This window comes from Bordetella genomosp. 13, assembly GCF_007679965.1.
Taxonomy (GTDB): domain Bacteria; phylum Pseudomonadota; class Gammaproteobacteria; order Burkholderiales; family Burkholderiaceae_B; genus Bordetella.
In genome coordinates this window covers 578,618-598,980 of record NZ_VEHL01000001.1, presented here as the reverse complement: position 1 = coordinate 598,980, position 20,363 = coordinate 578,618, and the positions used below count along the sequence as shown (strand labels likewise).

The 20,363-nt window shown below is 66.2% G+C and carries 17 protein-coding genes; 4 read left to right on the top strand and 13 right to left on the bottom strand.

Translation table 11 applies throughout. The features are described 5' to 3' along the window. Positions 1-20: 20 nt before the first annotated feature. The 12 genes from FS845_RS02840 to FS845_RS02790 all read right to left on the bottom strand — a co-directional run bounded on the left by FS845_RS02840 (position 21) and on the right by FS845_RS02790 (position 12,477). On the bottom strand, positions 21-536 hold the full coding sequence (locus FS845_RS02840; RefSeq protein ID WP_144630612.1) for a hypothetical protein: 516 nt from the start codon (positions 534-536) through the stop codon (positions 21-23). Positions 537-539: 3 nt separating this feature from the next. After that, positions 540-704 carry a hypothetical protein gene (locus FS845_RS26415; RefSeq protein WP_186332132.1) on the bottom strand — a complete coding sequence of 55 codons (165 nt, stop codon included), beginning with the start codon at positions 702-704 and terminating at the stop codon, positions 540-542. A 117-nt stretch (positions 705-821) separates the two neighbouring features. Further along, positions 822-1,223, bottom strand: coding sequence for an SMI1/KNR4 family protein (locus FS845_RS02835; RefSeq protein WP_144630611.1), 402 nt, complete (start codon positions 1,221-1,223; stop codon positions 822-824). An 83-nt stretch (positions 1,224-1,306) separates the two neighbouring features. Then, positions 1,307-1,618 (bottom strand): hypothetical protein, encoded by a 312-nt coding sequence (locus FS845_RS02830; RefSeq protein WP_144630610.1) that lies wholly within the window; start codon positions 1,616-1,618, stop codon positions 1,307-1,309. A 52-nt stretch (positions 1,619-1,670) separates the two neighbouring features. Further along, on the bottom strand, positions 1,671-2,018 hold the full coding sequence (locus tag FS845_RS02825; protein ID WP_144630609.1) for a hypothetical protein: 348 nt from the start codon (positions 2,016-2,018) through the stop codon (positions 1,671-1,673). Between the two features lie 58 nt (positions 2,019-2,076). Then, on the bottom strand, positions 2,077-2,529 hold the full coding sequence (locus FS845_RS02820) for an SMI1/KNR4 family protein (protein ID WP_144630608.1): 453 nt from the start codon (positions 2,527-2,529) through the stop codon (positions 2,077-2,079). Then, on the bottom strand, positions 2,520-2,705 hold the full coding sequence (locus tag FS845_RS26935) for an HNH/ENDO VII family nuclease (protein WP_409929244.1): 186 nt from the start codon (positions 2,703-2,705) through the stop codon (positions 2,520-2,522). The genes FS845_RS02820 and FS845_RS26935 overlap by 10 nt, the downstream gene beginning before the upstream one ends. 229 nt (positions 2,706-2,934) lie before the next feature. Beyond that, positions 2,935-3,471: a hypothetical protein gene (locus FS845_RS02810; RefSeq protein ID WP_144630607.1), complete on the bottom strand. Its 537-nt coding sequence runs from the start codon at positions 3,469-3,471 to the stop codon at positions 2,935-2,937. Between the two features lie 2 nt (positions 3,472-3,473). Next, on the bottom strand, positions 3,474-8,300 hold the full coding sequence (locus FS845_RS02805) for an RHS repeat-associated core domain-containing protein (RefSeq protein ID WP_144630606.1): 4,827 nt from the start codon (positions 8,298-8,300) through the stop codon (positions 3,474-3,476). Next, positions 8,297-9,478, bottom strand: a complete 1,182-nt coding sequence (locus FS845_RS02800; RefSeq protein WP_144630605.1) for a DUF2169 domain-containing protein — start codon at positions 9,476-9,478, stop codon at positions 8,297-8,299. Before FS845_RS02800 ends, FS845_RS02805 begins: the two co-directional genes overlap by 4 nt. A 3-nt stretch (positions 9,479-9,481) precedes the next feature. Beyond that, positions 9,482-11,770, bottom strand: coding sequence for a type VI secretion system Vgr family protein (locus FS845_RS02795; protein WP_144630604.1), 2,289 nt, complete (start codon positions 11,768-11,770; stop codon positions 9,482-9,484). A 371-nt stretch (positions 11,771-12,141) separates the two neighbouring features. Then, complete coding sequence (locus FS845_RS02790) at positions 12,142-12,477, bottom strand: STAS domain-containing protein (RefSeq protein WP_144630603.1); 336 nt, start codon at positions 12,475-12,477, stop codon at positions 12,142-12,144. A gap of 187 nt (positions 12,478-12,664) precedes the next feature. Here FS845_RS02790 and FS845_RS02785 point away from each other — a divergent pair, with 187 nt between their 5' ends. Both FS845_RS02785 and alr read left to right on the top strand, forming a co-directional pair. Continuing rightward, positions 12,665-13,093 carry an ATP-binding protein gene (locus FS845_RS02785; protein ID WP_144630602.1) on the top strand — a complete coding sequence of 143 codons (429 nt, stop codon included), beginning with the start codon at positions 12,665-12,667 and terminating at the stop codon, positions 13,091-13,093. 190 nt (positions 13,094-13,283) lie between these two features. After that, positions 13,284-14,417 carry an alanine racemase gene (alr, locus tag FS845_RS02780; RefSeq protein WP_144630601.1) on the top strand — a complete coding sequence of 378 codons (1,134 nt, stop codon included), beginning with the start codon at positions 13,284-13,286 and terminating at the stop codon, positions 14,415-14,417. A gap of 87 nt (positions 14,418-14,504) precedes the next feature. On the opposite strand, the gene FS845_RS02775 is transcribed toward alr, so the two are convergent. Then, complete coding sequence (locus FS845_RS02775) at positions 14,505-17,003, bottom strand: MFS transporter (protein WP_186332131.1); 2,499 nt, start codon at positions 17,001-17,003, stop codon at positions 14,505-14,507. Positions 17,004-17,144: 141 nt separating this feature from the next. On the opposite strand from FS845_RS02775, the gene FS845_RS02770 reads away from it, so the two are divergent. Next, positions 17,145-19,148 (top strand): SpoIIE family protein phosphatase, encoded by a 2,004-nt coding sequence (locus FS845_RS02770; protein WP_144630600.1) that lies wholly within the window; start codon positions 17,145-17,147, stop codon positions 19,146-19,148. Continuing rightward, a complete protein-coding gene (locus tag FS845_RS02765) occupies positions 19,145-20,335 on the top strand; it encodes an ABC transporter substrate-binding protein (RefSeq protein ID WP_144630599.1) in 1,191 nt (396 codons plus the stop codon). Before FS845_RS02770 ends, FS845_RS02765 begins: the two co-directional genes overlap by 4 nt. Positions 20,336-20,363 lie beyond the last annotated feature (28 nt).

Below are 20,363 nucleotides of genomic sequence, written 5' to 3'. Positions count from 1 at the left end.
GGGATGGGCCAGTGACGCTTTCAGAAGAAAACCCTTACGCAAGCATCGATCTGCCCCGTAGGCCTCGCCAGATCCGTGGTCGGCTCGCACACGAACTCGTACCCTGCCCTGACGATTCTTCCTTCCTCCACGCTGCGAAACCCGCGAAAAGTCACGGCATAAATACCGGGAGCCAAGGCCGAGTCGACGCCCGATTCCTCGGGCGGCCAGTTCATCATGCTTTGCAGGTCGAAGAAGGCCGCTCGGGTCTTGACGACCAGGGGGAATACCCCGTTCGTAACGATGACCAGATCCTCCACAGGGCTCGGCTCGCTGGAAAGCCGGCAGATGACCTCATAGACACCGTCGTCGATGGACAGCAACGGCGCCACGGCGCCGTTGTCGACGACGTCGTCTCCGAGATTCGAACTGAAGAATTCGCTCATCAGGTCGCGCGTCTCGCCTGGCGCGGGTGCCCAGCCCAAGACCTCATGCATAACCTCGGGATCCAGAAGCACAATACCGTTGGCCTCCACATCCATTTTTCCAGCGACCATGATTCACCTCTGTTCGTCGCCCCAATGGTCAGCCTCGTTCATTTCATACAGGTCGATAAATGGCTGTGTTCCTCGCTTGCCCGAGAAAGCCACATCGCGGGGAGCCACGCCGATGTCGGGCCTGTTCCCGAAATAGGCTTCGAGCGATTCGCAGATCTCTTCAAGCATGGACTGGCCGATTCCGAACCTTGACGACAGAAGCGCTCGATCCCGCGCTCAGTGCCTGCGTGTAGCGCGATATCAGATCGTGGGCTTGCCTTCGAAAGGCGTCTGTCGTATCCATGGCTACGACGACCGCTCTCCCAGTGTCAGGCCTTCTTTAGCGATCAACAGATCCTCCAGCGAGTGTGCCGACAGCTCCAGGCACTCCGTGCTCATCACGCCCATGCCCACTTCGAAAATGCGACCAGCGTCGTCGATAAGCACGGCCTGGCCGCCGCTGTCGTCGCCAATCATAAAGTACCCCGGCAAGTACGTCGGCACTTCGTAATCGTCGTTTCTTCCGGGCAGCGCCGCTATTTCGTGCAGCGCGAGGCCACCCTGCGAACGCAGGCCATTGCAGATGAGAAGGAAGCCCAGGTAGGCCTTCGGCAATGCGAAGGAGATCCTGGACTGGACCGCTTCGACGTCATGGCGCCGCGCGGGCGGATTCAGCGCGAAACGCGAAGCGAGGCTATCCCTGTCCAACAATGCTCTCCTTGAAGTATCCGCCGGTTGCCAGGTCCAGCCAGTGAATCAGATGTAGCTTCAATCCGCCGGAACCTCCAGCGCTAGCCGATCGCCCATCCCTGCTCGCCGCATAGCTGCCGGGCCCGGCCGAACTCCTCGGCCAGCAGATCGTCGTACTCGGCTTCGCAAGAACGCTGCTCGTCCAGGGCCTGCGCCAGCAACGGCCGCGCCTTCGCGGGGCGCCCCGTCTCGCAGAACAGATCACCCAGGCATACCAGTGCCTGCACCAACGACACCGGGTCGCTTTCCTCCCGTGCCATTTCGATGGTTTTCTTCAACGCGTCCTCGCCACACCCCAGCTTGCCCAGATCGAGCAGGATCAAGGCCTTGCGGAATTGGTCTCCTGCGCTCATCGGTCCACTCCGCCGACGGCGATGGCCACGCGGGCAAAGAGGCGCTGACTGCTCATACCAGATCCAAGAAGTCGTCCTTCTCGGCGTAGTGATTCAAACAATTGATGACTTCCTGCATGGATGCGTCCGGCTTCTGATTGAATGCCAAGTCGACGACGTCCTGAAACTGGTCCGCACTGTAGAAATGGGCGAGGCCGGCAAGCGTCACGATCTCGGGAAGGACCGCGTTGCCCTCCTCGTCCAGATCGCGGGTTTGCCCGGCGAACAACAGCATGCCACTGTATGCCGATTCGGCGCCCGAATGTGCGTAGACTGCGTAAGCGACGTCCCGGTCGGCGCCGGCCCGAACCATGGAGATCAATTCCTCGATGGGATAGAACTTGCCGATCTCCAGTCTCATCCTTCTCTCCGCATATTGTTCTTCGTGCCGGTGAGTCCAACCGACCGGCGCTTGCACATCAGGCGGCCAGGTATACCGCTAGATAGTCTGCCCAGCTCGGTGCCGTCGCGGGGCCATGCTGCTTGCCATCGACGGGACTGACAAGGATGACCGGTGACTCGCCATCGCCATCCGAGCGGCTCGTGTCCAGGCGCAGCCAGAAATCGCCATCCTGAAAATCCAGGGCAATATAGGGCTCCGGCAGGCGATAGTCCTTGCGGGCATACCGGGTAAACGCCACGACATCGCCGTCGTCTCCTACCTCGCCCTCCGCCTGCAATCCGGCGAATGATCGTCCATCGATTTCAATGGCGCCGTACTTCGCCAAAAACTGACGATAGGGCGCCGGGAATTCAGCGCCTGGCAGGGCCTCGGCTTCGATGAGCCTCTGAGTATCCACGCCACCCGAGACAACGACATCCTCGCCGTCGGCGAGATTCTGCGCGATAAGCTGATCAATATCTAACGGCATCTGAAATCCTCCGCTCTCTGTTTCCAATAGTCTCGACGGAATTTGTTGTAACCGTGGTCCAGCACCGGATCGTTCCGGAAGCTCCTGCCGTCTTCGATCAAGCCATGCAACGGCTTGTAGAACTTCTTAGTGGAGTAGTCAAAGCACCAGTATGTCGTACAGATAGATGGGCGCACGAGCAGACACTTCCAACCTCAAACGGAAAATTGCGAAGCATCTGTGCATCCGTCCGGCGAAAAAATCGGCACTTCAATGGATATCTGGTCCCGAGCATTTCCAGACATGTCGAAAACGTATCCCTCTGCCAAGTCGCCATCGGAAATAGTCGCCATCTTCCGCCCCGCAAGGCATTCGGCCAGGGAGGTCCGATACTCCAGGCCCTTCAAGCTCCTGCACCACCAGGCATCAGCCACGCCGTCTGGCCTCTTGGACCTCTTCTGCGGACCAGCTCGACATCCGGCCAACTAGGCTCGCATCGTCCTGCTGCGCCTGTGCCACAGCCTCGTACTCTGCGCCAAAATCGATCTCTTTGACCTGCTCGGGCGTCAGGGTCATCGCGCCGCCACCAACACGGGCAAAGAACGCCTGCGTCGCGATGAACCGCGCCTGTTCGACCTCGCGCTCGACAGGTCCCTCCAGATAGCCGACGCTGCCTTCCGAGAAGAACAGCGACAGCTCGTCGACGGCGTAGAAGAAAAAATTGGAGATGATCTCGGCAGTGTCCGCGTCTTGTTCGTCCACGATGTAATCATCCAGCCCGCCGCTGATCTTGCGGGCGGCAGTCTTCAGTTTCTGGGCCTGATGCAGCGACAGCCAGGCACGATCCACGAAGTCGGTGATCTCAGGATAGGCTCCGCCATCGTAGCCGCGCTTGTGCGTCGCCTCGATCCGGTCCAGCGCTCGCAAGGCTTTCAGCAGGGCCGCTTTTTCATTCGGTTCCATGGCTATCTTCTCAACTTCTTTCTTGGAGACAAGGGATTGGCCCCATGATTGTCGATGCACACCTGGCAAGTAGCGCAGATTGGCCGGCTTGCCGCGATGTCCTTGACCTTCATCTTATTGTCTTCGGCGTACCTGTCGATGATGTTCCGCTCCGCGTGTCCTTCGGCGCCCTTGATGTTGGGCATATCCGCGGGAATGATGCCCTTGTCCGTCAATGCGGCCCGCTGCGCGGGCGTGAACGTTCCTGAGCTGGTGGCCGCGACCGTCACGGTCTTCCCTGCGGAATCCACCAGGGTCGCCACCGCGACCGTGATGCTGTTGAACGATCTTGCACTGCGCTCCGGCTTCAGCACCATACCGTGAATATCATGGGCGGCCTTTTCAAGATCGCTCATGTCGGGCCTAACTGGACAGCGAGGATTCAGGCCGAGGGGATCGACCCAAGCGATGGCGTTGGCTGCATATTGGTACAGGTTCAGCCCGCCAGCAAGGCTGATCGGATCCTGTGACAGAAAGCGTCCCATATGCGGGTCGTAATAGCGGAACCCGTTGTAGTGCAGCCCCGTTTCATCGTCGTAATACTGGCCCTGGAAACGAAGAGGCTGCTCAACCGGCGCCCCCGCCCACTCGCGCTGCTGCTGCATCGTACGCCCATTGGTCAGCTCGATCTCGAGGGCACTGCCCCACGTCTCGTATATCGCGCGCCAGACCAGTTCGCCATTACTGTCGGTCAACTCGCGGGGCGTGCCAATCTGGTCCACGTGATAATGAAACAGGCGACTCTGGACCTGCCCGTCGTCCTCGCGAGACTCGATCTGCGCGACAGGAACGAAAGGCTCCGCGCCGTACAGGTACACCCGAGTCCGGCGCGCCCGGCTTTCGGCCAACAGACTGTCGCCATCCCAGACGAAGCGTGTCATCCCGAAGGCATCCCGCTTGCCCACCCGCCGGCCGAGCCCATCGTAGACATACCGATAGCGCTGCGTGCTGCCTTGCTTCGTGACTTCCGCGGCGATCATTCGGTGCAAAGGGTCGTACTCGAAGCGCATGGATGTATGAGCACCGATCTGCTGCTCCACCAGGTTTCCATGCGCGTCGTACACGTAGCGATGGCCTTCGTAGCACCGCACGCGGTTGTCCCGGATACTGCTCGCCTCGTGCACCGCAACCACCGGCTCGGGGGGCACATCGAATAGGTGCGATCCATTGCCCACGACGGCCGGCCACACCGGTGGCCTGGGGGCAGGCGCGGCAGAAGGGGGAGCCTTCCCCTGCGAAGCGTCAAGGATGTTGGATGCGGGATCGAAGAAAAAACGGGCGTCATTGGCCCGCCGGATCCTGCCGACCGCGTCATAGTCGTACTCCGTCTTGCCGTACCGCGCGTCGTAGGTGGACACCACGTTGCCCGCCAGGTCATAGCGATACACCCGGGCGATGTCGGCCTGGCCGAGGGCCGCGGACTTCATAGCCGCAGAATGGCCTCGCACGACACGGGAACCATCGTCCGGCGAACCAAAGGTTTCAGCGTAGTCCAGGCCCGCGTGCTGGCTCAGCAACCGGCCGCGCGCGTCGTAATTAAAGCGGCTTGCCAGGCGCCCCTGGGTACGCGATACCTCTCGGTGCAACGCGTCATGCTCCATGTCCGTCACGACGTCGCCGTCGATATTGATCTGGTGCAGGTGGCCGCTGCCGTAATACAACCGGTTGACGTCACGCCCGTCGGGCAGCGTCGTCCGAATGCGATTTCCCAGTTCGTCGTAGCCGTGCAAGAGTGCCAGCGGTACGCCGCCCACCGTAGACTTTTCCTCGACCAGCCGGCCGGCCGGATCGTAGCGAAACTCCAGCGTCCCCGATCCATTGGTGCATGACAGAAGTTGCCCGATTGCGTCATAGACATAGCGCGTTCGCACATGATTGCGTGTCTGCGCATGCGTGGCGCACGCCTCGATCACGCGTCCCGCGGCATCGCGCTGATAGCGCGTGCGTATGAGCGGCGCCGTACCGCCGGCCTCGGACAGGCCGGGCTCTTCCAACTCCACGAGATTGCCCGTCGCATCGTAGCGATAATGCATGGCTAGGCCATCAAAGCCTGTCGTGCTCACGACCCGATCGAGTACGTCGTACTCCAGGGAATGCCGAGCCCCGTTCTCGTTGATCAACACGGACATGCGCCGCGCCGCATCGTAGCGATAGTGCAGTACATGGCCCAGCGCATTCACACGAGCGATGGGCTGGCCGTCCGGCGCAAGGTGATAGCGCGTGATGGCATTGTTGGCATCGCTATAAGCGATGAGCCGGCCCAGCCGGTCATAAGCCATGCGCTCAACGGCGCCGTCCGCGTGATGAATGGAAGCCAGGCGCTCACTCGAATTGTAGTGATAGCGCGTCGTCCCTCCCAGAGCATCGGTGATCGAGGAGAGGTTGCCCTGTGCGTCGTAATGAAAGCGAGTCTGCGCACCGGAACAATCGATATGGCTGACCAACTGGCCATCACTGCCGTATGCCAAGTGCTTGCGCCCGCCTCGGGCATCACGCACTTCCACGACTAGGCCACGGCTGTCGCGTCTGTACTCCGTGCGTGCGCCTAACGGATCGATCTCGGCGACCAGACTACCGCGGTCGTCGTATTCGTAGCTATTGGTGTGGCCTTCGGCATTCGTGATGGCGGTCGGCAGCCAGAACAGATCGCGATGGTATTCGACGAAAGTCTGTCCGCCATCCGCCTGCGTCGACAACATCAGCATGCCCTGGCCGTTGCGGACAAAGCGCTGGGTGAGACCTCCCGGTCGCGCCACGCCCAGCACCTTGCCGTCACCATCCAAGTCGAAGCGCGTCTCACCCCCAGCAGGATCCACGAAGGAGACCATCCGCTTGGCATCGTCGTAACGGTATCGGGTGCTGCGGCGCAGATGATCGACCACGCGGGTTTCGCCATCCCTATAAATGAAATGCCATTGGCGGCCCAGGGAATCCCAGTTGCGCACCACCTTGCCGTCAGCCGAATACACGTCGTATTCATAACGGGACTCGATGCCACCGGGCTGGCGGTGCATCACCATGATGTGATTGCGCCATTCGAACTCTCGAACCATATTGCCGGCCCGGTCATGCACCTGAGCCAGGTCTCCTTGCGGCGTGTAGCGATACGAGGCCAGCAGGCGGCGCGTGTCCCGGCCAATGACTTCATAGACCCCGCTGACGCGCGCTCCTGCATTGGTCTGGACGTAGTCCAACTCGATCCTGCGCTGCGCGTCGCTGCTGACGGCGGCCAACTGCCCCGCTTCATTCCAATGGACCAGCAGCATGTTGCTATACCGGTCGCTGATGCTGGTCAGACGCCAGCGCTTCGGTCCGTGAACCGAGAACTTCAGCGACCTGCCGGTCGAATCGGTCAGCAACAGCGTCTCGGCATCCGGTGAGCCGCCGAACAAGGCCTCTTCACCCGCCACCCACTCCAGCTTTCCGGGAATCAGGGCTGGCAGAGGAACCCGCCGGCCCTGCTGGTCGACCAGGGTGTAGCCCGCGGGCTCGTGTTCGATGGCGACGTCATAGGGCAAGGTCCAGCCCTGGCCGAATGCGCCTACCCGCGCAATGTCCGAAAAATAGCAGCGCTGCCAGACGATGGCGGGCAGACCGGGCAGGATGAAGTCCAGATCCAACGAATCCGCCAGATACTTGCACCCGTACATGGGGTTGACCGGATTGCCTTGCCCCCCTTCGCAGAGCACGCGGCATCCTGGATTCTGCGGACGCCCATCGTTACTGCTGCCATCCTTCACATGCGCCCCGCCCTCCGGCTCCGGCCGATGGCGCCGCTGGTGCCGACGCAGCTTCAAGCGCTTGAAGAACGCCGCCAGGCTCTCGCCCTTGCGCATGACGAACGCGCCGGCCTGCTCGGCCATGCGGGCCGCCTGCGTGCCCTTCAGCGCGGCCTGGCCCGCCGCACCAGCGCCGGCCGTGGCGGCCGTCACCGCCACGTTCGCGGCGATCTGGCCCAACAGGTAACCCAGCCCCTCGGCGCCGCCGTTGGGCTTGCTCAGCATCTCCTGCAGCTGGTCCGCCACCGAGCACGCGGTGGCTCCCAGCGCATCCATCAGCGCCTCGGTGATGCCGTCGACGATGTCGTCGATCGTCAGGTCGCCGTTGTACAGCGCCTGGCCGAGATCGTAGGCTTCCTTGGCGCCGCCGGTGAGACTGTTGTAGGCGCCCTTGGCCGACTCCCACGGGTTGGAGACGACGCCCCACGCGCCTTTCAATGCGCCCCACACGCCCTCTGCCATGCCCGCGCCAGCATCCACCGCGCCGCCGCCCATGCCGCTGGCGGTGCTCATCATGAAACTGGTCGGGCTGTTCTGCCACTCCGCCGCGATCTTCTCTTTCAGGTTCGCCAGCTGCAGTTTCAGCTTGGTGAGGCAGACGTCGACCTCGCCGCCGCCCGTGCTGCCGGCGTTCACCACCGCGGTGGTGTTGCCCGCCAATGATCCCGGCGTGGCCGCGTTGATCTGCCCCACGTGCCCGTCGTGCACCTGGTACTCGCCCTGGCTCTTGACGGTGCTGCTGTGTTCCTCGGGATTGAAGGGCCCGCTCTGTCCGCCGCTGCGCACGCCGATGCCGGCGTTGCCCTGGCTCTTGGGCACGTACGAGCCCATGTGGAACACGGGCGTGGCCTGACCATTCGTGGGATTCGGATTGCCCCGCAGGTCGCGGGCCTGGTCGAAGGTGGCGAACGAGATGAACGCGCAGACCGTGTTGCCCACCTTGCACATGTCGGGCTTGTCGGCCACGGCGATGTGGCTGGCCCGCTTTTCCGCGATGAATTCGGTGCTCATGCGCCAGTGCCCTCGCCCTGGTCGCGCGCCAGCGCGGCGCGCCACCGGTCGGCCTGGGTGTCGGCCTCAACGTATGGCTCGGGCTCGCCCTGCGGATACAGCACTTCGGGGATGGCCAGCTCCATGCCGATCCAGTCCGGCCGTTCGACCTCGTCGGCCACGGCCAGGCGCCAGTTCAGGCGCACGGTACGCCGGACCGTATCGATGGCCAGGGTGTCGACGTGCATGTCGGGATAGCGGTTGGCGCCGCCCGAGCGCACCGCGGCGAAGCCCAGCCAGCGCGGCAGCGCGAACTTCACCCGGGGCTCGCCCTCGATCAGGTTGAACAGCTCGACCTCCTGGCCGCGCGCCAGGTACGGGAGCCACTGGTCCGCCGGCGCGGTCTGCCAGTAGGCCGGGTCGAAATCGTCGGGATAGGCCGGACCGTCGCGGCGGATCGCGGCCTCGTCGATGGTGCCCAGGCGCGCGGCGCGCGGCTGCCATTGCATGGGAATGGGACCGAAGCCCGCCACGCGCTGGATGCGGCCGGGTTCGGCCGGGGTCTGGTCGTCGGGGTATTCGATGGACGGCACGGCCAGCGCGCGCACGTCGTCCGGCAGCTTCGCCAGCGCGCCCAGGTAGCCGATGCCCGCGGGGTTTTCCGCGTACGCACTGGTCTGGTCATCGCGGCCAGTGGACACCGTGCCGCCATAGGCATGCTCGTACAGCAGCGGCACGCGGCGGGCGGCCTCGGGCGCGGACAGGCGCCAGTTGCCGCGCCGGTCGCGCTCCCAGTTGCGCGCGCCCGACACCTTCAGCAGCTTGGACCATTCGCCGATGCGCACGCCCACCAGCCAGTTCTGCGCCGCACGTCCGTCGGGCGCGATGGCATCGCCGTCGATCAGCACGTCGGCATGCGGCTTGAACGGCAGCAGCTCGGATTCCACCCGCAGGCTGCTGGCCGCTTCCTGCGCGCGCGCGTCCGAGCCCGGCTTGCCGTTGCCCGGCGCGGCCTGCACGGTGCGGAACTGGTCGGCCATCGCCAGCGGGGGCTGATCCTCGAGCGGTTCCAGCACCCAGCGGCCGGCGCGCTTCTCAAGCGCGTAGGTGGCCTGCAGGATCAGGCAGTGGTGCAGCCGGTTGCCATGGATGTGGTGGCGAAAGCCCAATCCAGGGTACTTCGTCAGGTTCGTGTACATGGGTCAATTGAGATCGATGACCTTGCCGTCCAGGTCGACGATTTCCGACCCCGAAATCTTGATCTTCACGCCGGTGATGGTGATGGTGCCGTCCGACTCCAGCTGGATGCTGGACTTGCCCGTGGAGATCGTGATGGCCTTGCCCGCGCTGATGGACACGCTGGTGCCGGCGTCCATGCTGAACATCTTGCCGACGTTCACCTTCTTCATCATGCCGACGTTCTCGAACATGGTGAAGCCGATGTTGGCGTTCCACGCCGCGCCCACGTTCAGCATGTAGCCCGCGCCGATGGTGGTGACCTCGGCGATGCCCACGTTGTGCATCGAGCCCAGCGCCACGGTCTGCACGCGGTTCGCGCCCACGGTGACGGTCTCGTTCACGCCCACGTTGCGCGTGCGGTTCGAACCCACCTTGTGCTTCTGGTTCACCCCGATCGATACATCCTCGTTCAGGTCCACGCGTTCCTTGCGGTTCTGGTGGATGGTGATGGTCTCGTCCTTGTCCACCGTCTCGGTACGCTGGCCATGCACGGTGATGGTCTCGTTGCGATCCACGGTCTCGGTGCGGTCGCGCTTGACGTTCACGGTCTCGTCGCGGTCGATGGTCTTCTTGCGGTCCTGGCCGACCCAGTGGGTCTCGTCGCGCTCGACCTCGATGTCCTGGTTGCGCTCGGCGTGGATCCACAGCTGCTCGGCGCCCATCTTGTCTTCGAAGCGGATGGCGTTGGCGTTGTTGGGATCGCCCTGCGGCGTGGAGCGCGACATCAGCCCCATCTGCGTGGCATTGCCGGGCAGCTCCCACGGCGGCATGTTCGAGGCGTTGTAGACGCGGCCGGTGATCAGCGGCGCGTCGGGATCGCCGTTCATGAAGTCGACGACCACTTCGTCGCCGATGCGCGGCACCTGGATGCCGCCGAAGCCGGAGCTGGCCCACGGGTTGGACACGCGGATCCAGCACGAGCTGTTCTCGTCGCGCGGCCCGGTGCGGTCCCAGTGGAAATGCACCTTGACGCGGCCGTACTGGTCGGTCCAGATCTCTTCGCCGGCCGGGCCGGTGACCACGGCGGTCTGCGGTCCCAGCGTGCGCGGCTTGCGCGTGACGCGCGGCGGCCGGTAGGCCAGCGTGGCCGGCTGCACGGTCAGGTCGAACTCGCACACGGTGCCCTGCCGCGGGTCGGCGTTGGGCTGCGGCACGGCGCCGTTCAACGAAGCCAGCGACGTGCTCATCACGGCGGGCATGAAGCCCGCGCCCGGCACGCCGCCGGTGTAGTAGCCGCCTTCGCTGACGCGATAGCGCGTACCCACCACGAGGTACTTGCGGTTCTCGCTGTCGCGCGGGCAGTTGCGCAGCGAGAACACGGATGCGGTCTGCAGGCCGCGCACGTTGCTGCGCAGCTCGGACTGCTCGCGCTGCTGGTGCAGCTCTTCCATGCGCACGCGCGCATAGTCCTGGCCGTGATCGGCGTCCTTGTAGTCGCCGGGCCATTGGTAGACCTGGTGCGCGTCCTCGTCGTGCTGCGCGGGCTGACGCTGCGTGGCGGCCAGCGACGCCTTGGGATTCTCGAAGTTGTAGTCGTCGGTGACGTACTCGCCCGACCGCACTTCCTCGGCCACGCGCAGGTCGCTGAGGTACGACTCGTCGGGCATGTTCTGGCGCTCGGCGCCGTAGTACGGCAGCGAGTCGCAGCCGGGCGAGGCCTCGTGCGCCGACATGTCGTCGGCCAGCACCAGCTCGTGCTTGCCGTTGGAATGCTTGAACCAGTAGTAGATGCCTTCGTGCTCGAGCAGGCGGCTGACGAAGTCGAAGTCGCTCTCGCCGTATTGCACGCAGTAGTTCCACGGCCGGTACGACTCGACCAGCTTGCGCTCGATGCTGTGGCCGTAGGGCTTGAGCACTTCCTCGACGATGTCGGGAACGTTCTTCTCCTGGAAGATGCGGAAGTCCTCGCGCCGCGACGCGGACCACAGCCAGGGCCGCACAGTGGCGCGGTACTGGTAGTAGCGCTGCGTGGCGGTCTCCTTGCCCATCAGCGTGAACCGCGTGATCAGGCCGTTGAGATGGCGCGTGCCCGCGCCGGCCTCGTCGGTGTCGATCTCCAGGGTTAGCGACTTCCCCAGGAAACTGCGCAGGTCCAGTCCCATGCCTTCGTACAGGACGTCGACCTGGAATTCGAAGAGCCGCGACAGCTGCTCCTCTCCTTCCATGGCGCGGAAGAGGATGCCGGCGGGCGCGCCGGCGATTTGAACGCGAAGGGTATGAGTGGCGGCCGACGCCGCTGCGGGGATGTCCATGTGCGGGATCTGATTCCAGGAGGAATGGGGCGCCGAAAACGAGCCGCCAGCGTGCGGTGACGATCCTAGAAATCAGATGTGACTGGAGTGCTTCATCCCCATGGCGCGGTAACAGCTTTTCCCCTACGGAGGGCTTACACAATTTGCATGAGCACACAAAATTTCCGCGCATTTCATGTAATAAATACACTACTGAAAATGGCGCCATATCAGCGCGAACATGCGGCGAACGGCGCCCAATTCGTTGCGGATCGGCGGCCCGGCGCGTGTCGAGCAGCGTCTACGCGCAAGACCCGATGAAAAAAACGGCCACGCCGCAATGCCGGCGTGGCCGTTTCGGGAACACTGTGGCGGCGCTTGGCCGCCATGCATCAAGCCAGTTTCTGCAGGGCCTGCTCGCGCGTGTCGGTGACGGTCAGGATGGCCAGGAAGCCGCTGATGTCGAACACTTCGCGCACCTGCGGCTGGATGCTGCACAGCACCAGCGCGCCCGCGCTTTGCTTCAGGCGCTTGGCCAGCACCAGAACCACGCGCAGGCCGGCACTGGAGATGTAGTCGAGGCGGGACAGGTCGAGGACGATCTTCTGAGCGCCCTTCTCGATCTGCGCCACCAGGTCGGCTTCGATGCCGGCGGCGTTGGCGCTGTTGATCTGGCCTTCCGGCGTGACCAGAAGCACCTCTCCGATTTTGTCGGTCGCGAGATTCATGGGTGTGTTCCCAAGTAGGTGGATGGCGGGGATGGACGCGGGAAAACGGGCGTGCCGCGCGCCCGGCGCAACGGCCAGATGATACGCGAGACCGGCCCCGCGCCTATGACGAAAAACTGTTCAGGCGCAAGCCTGCATTCGTGCATACTTGTTACCTGCACTTCGACCCTGCATGCCAAGGCGGTTTATGCCCAATCAGCCCGACACGCTAGCACTGACCCCGGACGCCAACGCGGTGACGCTGGCCGCCCAATGGCTGGAAGGCATCGCCGAGCGGGAGGGCTGGTCGCCCAAGGCCACGTTCGGGCTCACGCTCAGCCTGGACGAAGCGCTGACCAACATCGTCTCGTACGCGTTCAGGCGCGCGCCGGCGGACGGCGCGGCGCCTGCGGTCACGCTGGCCTGCAGGCACGATGGCGGACGCATCCTGCTGGACGTGGCAGACAACGGCGAACCTTACGACCCCACCCAGGCCGAACTGCCCGACCTGGCGGCCTCGCTGGACGACGCCGACATTGGCGGCCACGGCACGCGGCTGATGCGCCACTACCTGCAGGAGCTGGTCTATGCGCGCGACGGCGACTGGAACCGCCTGACCATGGCCGTGCAGGCCTGATTTACTCCACGCGGGACGCCGGGCGATGGAACTTTCCGCCGCCAACTGTCACGTAGTTGCAAATTGGGCGAAATTTGCAATCAATCGACACAGTTACCGGTATGATGGCGACCTCTCTTCCGACCTCCCAAGCCCGCATGCGTCCGCCGCGCAGCTCAGGCCAGCGCGCGCCCGTGCGCCGCGATCCCCGATGAACGCACGCTGGCATCCTCCCCTGGTTGCGGGCGCCCGCGTGCAGGCCAGCGTCGATGCCGACGCCATTGCCCATAACCTGGCGGCGATCCGTGCCCGGGCCAATGCCGTCATGCCCGCCCCGCGCATCTGGGCCACCGCCAAGGCGGATGCCTATGGCCATGGCCTGGCGCTGGTCATGCCCGGCCTGAAGGACGCCGACGGCATCGCGGTGCAGCAGCTGCCCGAGGCCCATGCGTGCCGCGCCGCTGGCTGGCAAGGCCCCATCCTGGTCTACGGCGGCCTGCTGTGCGAGGAAGAGCTGGCGTTGCTCGACCTGTCCGGCCTGCACCTGGTCATCTCGCACGGCGCGCAACTGGACTGGCTGGCGGCCTGCCCGCCGCGGCCCGACGCGCCCGCGATCTGGCTGCGCTACGACGGCGACATCCGGCTGGCCGGCTTCGGCCGCGAGGCCTACGTGCGCGCGTACGAACGCTGCAAGGCCCTGGCGGCGCAGCACCGCGTGGGGGCCATCGGCCATCTCGGCCATTACGCGCGCGCAGAGGACGAGGACGGCGTGGCCGATGCCGACGCCGGTTTCCGGCAGGCCATCGCCGGCCTGCCCGGTCCGGTGTCCACCTGCAATTCGGCCGCGCTGCTGCGCCATCCCGCGCACGTGGCCGCCACCGACTGGATCCGCCCTGGCATCGCGCTGTATGGCGTCAGCCCGCTGGCGGGCGTGGACGGCGCGGGCCTGGGCCTGCGTCCCGCCATGATGCTGACGGCGCGCCTGTTCGCGGTGCAGACCCTGCCCGCCGGCGCCAGCATCGGCTATCGCTCGGCCTTCGTGGCCGCGCACGACATGCGGGTGGGGCTGGTCAGTTGCGGGTATGGCGACGGCTATCCGCGCCATGCCGGCACGGGCACGCCGGTGCTGGCGGGCGGCCGCCTGACCCGGGTGCTGGGCCGCGCGACCATGGACGTGCTGATGATCGACCTGGACGGCCTGGACCATGCCGCGCCGGGCATACCGGTGACGCTGTGGGGCACGCCGGAACTGCCAGTGGAAGCCGTGGCCGCGTCGGCCGGCACCATTGCGGCCGAACTGCTGACGGGGCTGACGGCGCGCGTGCCGATCACGGGCAGGGGCTGAGCCCGGCAGGCCGATAATGAACAAACGCCGCGGCATTGCGCGGCGTTGTTTTCGTATGGCGCCCGCCCGGGCTGCGTCGATTCGGCGCTAACCTGTGACCACCGCCTCCCGCTGCCGCGCCCGCGCGGGCGCGAAGAGCAGGAACAGCAGCGTGGCCACCAGGTAGATGACGCCCGTGATGGCCAGGCCGGCGCCCATGCCGGCCGCGCCGAACATGGCGCCCACCACCAGCGGACCGGCCATCTGGCCCAGCTTGTCGGCGGCGCGCAGCACGCTGGTGGCGCCCGCCGCGCCGTATTGCTGCACGTCGGGCAGGGCCAGCATGTAGGGCGATTGCGAGGCGCCCGAGAAGCAGCTGGCCAGCGCCAGCATCAGCACCGCGCACGAGGCCGCCACCAGGCCGCTGTTGAAGTACAGGCCCAGCATGCCGGCGCTGCCCACGACCCCGCCCACGACGATCCAGTATTTCTTGGCGCTGGTGGACCGATCGACCAGGCGGCCCATGACCGGCCCCAGGTAGATGACGCATACGCCGTAGATCATCAGCACGCGGCCGATGCTGGAGGCGGCCACGCCTTCGGCTTCGAGGTACAGCGGCAGCGCGAAGGACAACAGGCCCACCTGCGCGATGGAAAACGGGATGACGCTGCCCAGCAGCAGCAGGCCGAAGTCGCGCGTGCACAGCAGGCGCAGCGTTTCGGACAGGCGCGCCGCGCCGCGCGGCACGGCGTTGCGCGCGTGGGCCGCGGCATGCGCGGCGGCGCGCCGCATGTAGGGGCGCATCAGCACCAGCACGCCGCCCAGCGGCATCGCCAGCATGACGGCGCCCACGATGAACACCGAGCGGAACCCCACCTGCTCCATCAGCATGGCGCCGACGGCCGCGCCCGACAGATGGCCTGCGAACAGGCCGGCGATCACCCCCGTCATGTTGCGGCCGCGATATTGCGGGGGACTGCTGGTGACGATGAAGCCCTGCAGGCCCATCCACGTCAGGCCATAGCCCAGGCCCACCAGGCCGCGCGCGGCGGCGAACCACGGCAGGCTGGGCGCCACCGAGCAGGCCGCCAGGCCCAGGAACGACACTGCCAGGCCCGCCAGCACCGGCACGTGCCAACCCTTGCGGTCGGTCAGGCCGCCGGCCAGCAGCGCGGTCAGCAGGCCGCAGCCCATTTCCACCGAGATCGGCAGCGCCAGCATCAGGTTGGCGGGCAGGTCGAGGCCGCCCGTGGGCAGGCTGCGCGCGTACAGCGGCAGGAAGCCCAGCGGCAGCGCCCAGGCGAACAGGAAGCCGAACATGACGGGCCGCGCGATGCGGCCCACCTCGGACACGTCGTCGGGCCCGACCGACACGCCCGCCGCGTTGACGCCGCGCGCGGCGAAGGCGCGGTTCATCAGCAGCGACAGCAGCAGCAGCATCTCGATGGCGGCCACCAGGGCCACCGCCACCACGGTGGCGGCGTCGATGACGCGGCTGCGCACGCCGGCGGCGATCACGTCCTCGGACAGATGCATCACCAGGCTGCCGCGTATGGTGGAGCTCTGGAACTTGCCGGACAGCGGCAGCACCAGCGTCAGGTCGTCGGCGGTGTCCGCCGCGGGCGGCAGGCCCTTGACGGGCAGCGCGCCGTTGGCGTCGGCGCGGTTCAGCACGCGGCCGTCCTGCACCAGGTCGATGGTGCTGATGGCGGGGAACGTGCCGGCCAGCCGCGCGAACTGCTTCTCGATGCCACGCATGCGATCCAGCGGGATGCCGTAGCCGATGACGCGGTCGAGGTCGCGCTGCAGGCCCTCGGACAGCGCCAGGATGTTGCCGCGCGCGACTTCGAGCGAGGCGTTGCGGAAGGTGGTGATGGTGTAGCCGGCATAGACGCCCTGCGCCACCATCAACGCCGCCAGCGGCACCAGGAAGCGCGCACGGCCGCCGGTGGCCAGCGTGGTCAGGGGAATGGCGTACTTGAAGGCCGCGGCCAGGCCCAGGCCCACGGCCAGCGTGACCAGCAGCAGCACCTTGATGTTGTCCAGCAGCAACGCGCGGCCCAGGGCCACGTCGCGCGTGACGGACAGCATGACCGAGCCCGCCACGTGGCCCGCGCTGTCGGCCAGCGGCGCGGCCACGGTGACCAGGTCGCCGCTGTGGGCCACCAGCGCCCCGCTGGCACGCCGCGCGACGCCGTCGGGCAACGGCGCGCCGGCCGGGGTGCGCAGCGCGCGCGACAGCAGTTCGGCGGACTCCACGGCCGCGCCGTGGGCGGCCACGGGACGACCGTCGGCAACCACGACCAGGGCGCCCTGCACGTCGCGCGCGGCCGTGGCGCCGTCGCGCAGCAGAGTGGTCAACCCGAAGTACTGGCCCAGGGGCTTGCCCAGGCGCAGGCCGTTCTCGATGTTGCCGGCCACCTGGCGCGCGGCGACTTCGACGCGGTCGGCGGTGGTGTCGGCCACCAGGCGGTTGAGCGCCGACAGGCTCAGCGCGCCGATCAGGGCTTGCGCCAGCAGGAGCACGGCCAGGCACGCCAGTGTGACTTCCAGAACGGGACGGCGCCGCAGGCCTTCCAGCACCATCTGCATCGGTTCTTTACGCATGTTCGGATCTAGACCGCAAGAATTCACACGGAGCGTAGCCGAGATTTTACAATTGATGTAATTTGCTTCCATTTTGCGAATGATTCCGCAGCGCGCCTGCGGCAATCCCGCGACAACCGCGCAACACGCTCCCCCATTTCCATGTTCACGCGCTCCCTACGCGGCAAGATCTTCCTGCTCGTCGTTGCGATCCTGCTGGTGCTGGCGACCTTCGTCATGCTGGTCACCCAGCGCGACGTCACCAATACCGTCGCGGCCGGCGAACAGCATGCCGTGGACAACGTCCTGAACCTGGTGTTGCGCGACACCGACGCGCGCTGGAGCGCGCTGCTGGACGACAAGATCAGCACGGTGCGCACGGGCCGCCGGCAACTGGTGCAGGTGGGCAACACCATCTCCACGGTGCTGGCGGGCTACGCCGACATGGCCGACCGGGGCGTGATGACGCCTGGCGCGGCCAAGGGCATGGCGCGCGCCTGGATCAACCGGCTGAAGCTGGACGACCGGCGCTACGCCTTCGTGTACGACGCCAGTCTCTCGGTGCTGGCGGCCGGCAACGTGGCCATGACCGACCTCGACCTGTCGCCCGCGCGCGACATCAAGGGCCGCGAACTGGCCAAGGCCCTGTACGAGGAAAGCCGCCGCACGGGCTACGGTTTCGCCATCTACCGCTGGCCGTTGCCCGGCGCCACCGGCGAGCCCGAGACCCGCTACGCCTATTTCGGTTATTTCCGGCAATGGGACTGGGTGTTCGCCGTCACCGACAGCGCACAGGACATCATCGAGCAGGTGCAGGGCCGCCGCGCGCAGATGGAGACGGCGATGCGCAGCACGCTGTCGCAACTGACGCTGGCGCACTCCGGCTTCGTGTTCATCGTGGACGACCAGGGCCGCATGGTCGTGCCGCCGCCCGCCCACCAGGCCGGCCTGCTGGACGCGGTGGGCGACACGTCACGCCGGCCGCTGCGCGAGCTGCTGGCGCGATCAAACCCGTCTGCGCCGCAGACCCTGCGCGTCATCAACGGCAAGGCGCCCTGGCAGATCAAGGCGGTGCACAACAAGCCGCTGGGCTGGACGGTGGTGGCGGCGGTGCCCGAAAGCGACCTGACCGCGCCCGCCACGCAGTTGATGAACCGCCTGGCGGTCATCTTCGCCATCACGCTGCTGCTGGCGCTGGTGGCCGCATGGCTCATCGCCACCCGCATGGCGCGGCCGCTGGACACGCTCACGCAGTACGCGCGCCAGCTGCCCGAGCAGGATCTCACCGTGGCCACGCCGGTGCCCGAGCACATCGCGGCGCTGCCGCAGCACCATCGCGACGAGGTCGGCCGCCTGGCCGCATCGTTCCTGTTCATGCAGCGCAAGCTGACCGAGAACGTGCAGCGCCTGATGCACGAGACCTCGACGCGCGAGCGTTTCGAAAGCGAACTGAACATCGCACGCGCCATCCAGCTGGGTCTGCTGCCCGTGCCGCTGGGGTCCGACGTGCGCGCCCACGTCGACCTGCACGCCACCATGCTGCCCGCCAAGCAGGTGGGCGGCGACCTGTACGACTACTTCATGATGCCCGACGGCAGGCTGTGCCTGGCCATCGGCGACGTGTCCGACAAGGGCGTGCCGGCGGCGCTGTTCATGGCCGTCACGCGCACGCTGATCCGCGCCACGGCCGAGGACGAGACCGATCCGGCGCAGATCATGCAGAAGATCAACAACCGGCTGTCCGAGAACAACCCGAACATGATGTTCGTCACGCTGCTGCTGGGCGTGCTCGACCTGGTCACCGGCGAACTGGCATGGGCCAACGCCGGCCACCTCAAGCCCATCGTGATCGCGGCCGACGGCACCCTGCGCACGCTGGAGGGCCGCAGCGGCCCGGCGTGCGGCGTGCAGGAAGACCTGGTCTACCAGCCCCTGCACGCGCATCTCGCGTCCGGCGAGGTGCTGGTCGGCTACACCGACGGCGTCACCGAGGCCATCAACCGCAGCAACGACCAATACGGCGACCCCCGCATGCTCAGCGTGCTGGCGGCGCCCCCCTCCAGCGCCACCGCCATCGGCCAGCGCCTGCTCGAAGACGTGCAGGCATTCGCGGCGGGCGCCGAACAATCCGATGACATCACGCTGATCGTGGTGCGACGCGCATGACCAAACTGCTTCCTACCCTGCTTCTGTCGTTCGCCCTGCTGGCCCCGGCCGCGCGGGCCCAGCAAGACCCGCCCGCGGCCGCCACAGCCCCGACGGCCGATTCCACGGCCGTGTTTCCCACCACGCCGGCGGCCAAGCCGGGCGGCGGCAAGTGGCGCCTGGGCTATCTCGAAAGCGGCGACTACAGCGAGTACCCCCGCACGCTGCGCGTCATCGTGGCCGGCCTGCAGCAGCTGGGCTGGGTCAGCGTGCCCGCCATCCCCAACGGCCTGAACGGCCGCCAGATGTGGAGCTTCCTGGCGCAGAACGCCAAGAGCGACACGCTGCAGTTCGTCGAGGACGCCTGGTGGCAACCCGGCAACTTCGACGCACAGCGCCGTCCCGCGGTACGCCAGGCCATCACCGACCGGCTGTCCAAGCGGCACGACGTCGACCTGATCATCGCGATGGGCACGCTGGCCGGGCAGGACATGGCCATGCTGGGCGCCCCCGTGGCCACGGTGGTGGCCTCGACCAGCGACGCGGTCGGCGCGCGCATCGTCAAGAGCGTGGAAGACAGCGGCCTGGACAACCTGCATGCCCGCGTGCAGCCCGAGCGCTACCAGCGCCAGGTGCGCCTGTTCCACGAGATCGTGCCGTTCAAGACGCTGGGCCTGGTCTACGAGGACAGCCCCGAGGGCCGCACCTACGCGGCCGTGCCGGCGGTCGAGCAGGTGGCGAAGGAACTGGGCTTCCAGGTGAAGTCGTGCGACGCGGCCTCCAACGGCATCCCGGTGGAAGACGCCACGCGCAACGCGGTCGATTGCTACCGCAAGCTCAGCAACCAGGTGGATGCGATGTACGTCACGGTGCACCGCGGCATCACGCCCGAATCGGTGGGCCAGGTGGCCGAGGTGCTGCGCACGGCGCAGGTGCCCAGCTTCGCCATGCTGGGTTCCGAACAGGTTCGCGACGGACTGCTGATGAGCCTGGCGCAGGCTGACTACTCGTACGTGGGCCTGTTCCATGCCGAGACCATCGCCCGCATCTTCAACGGCGCAAAGCCGCGCCAGCTCAGCCAGATCTGGATCGACCCGGCCAAGATCGCGCTGAACCTGGACACCGCGCGCGGCATCGGCTTCGATCCGCCCGTTGACATCCTGCTGGCGGCCGACGAAGTGTACGAAGGCAAGAAGCCGGCGCAGTGACGCGGCGCACGGCGCCGGCCATCAGTGC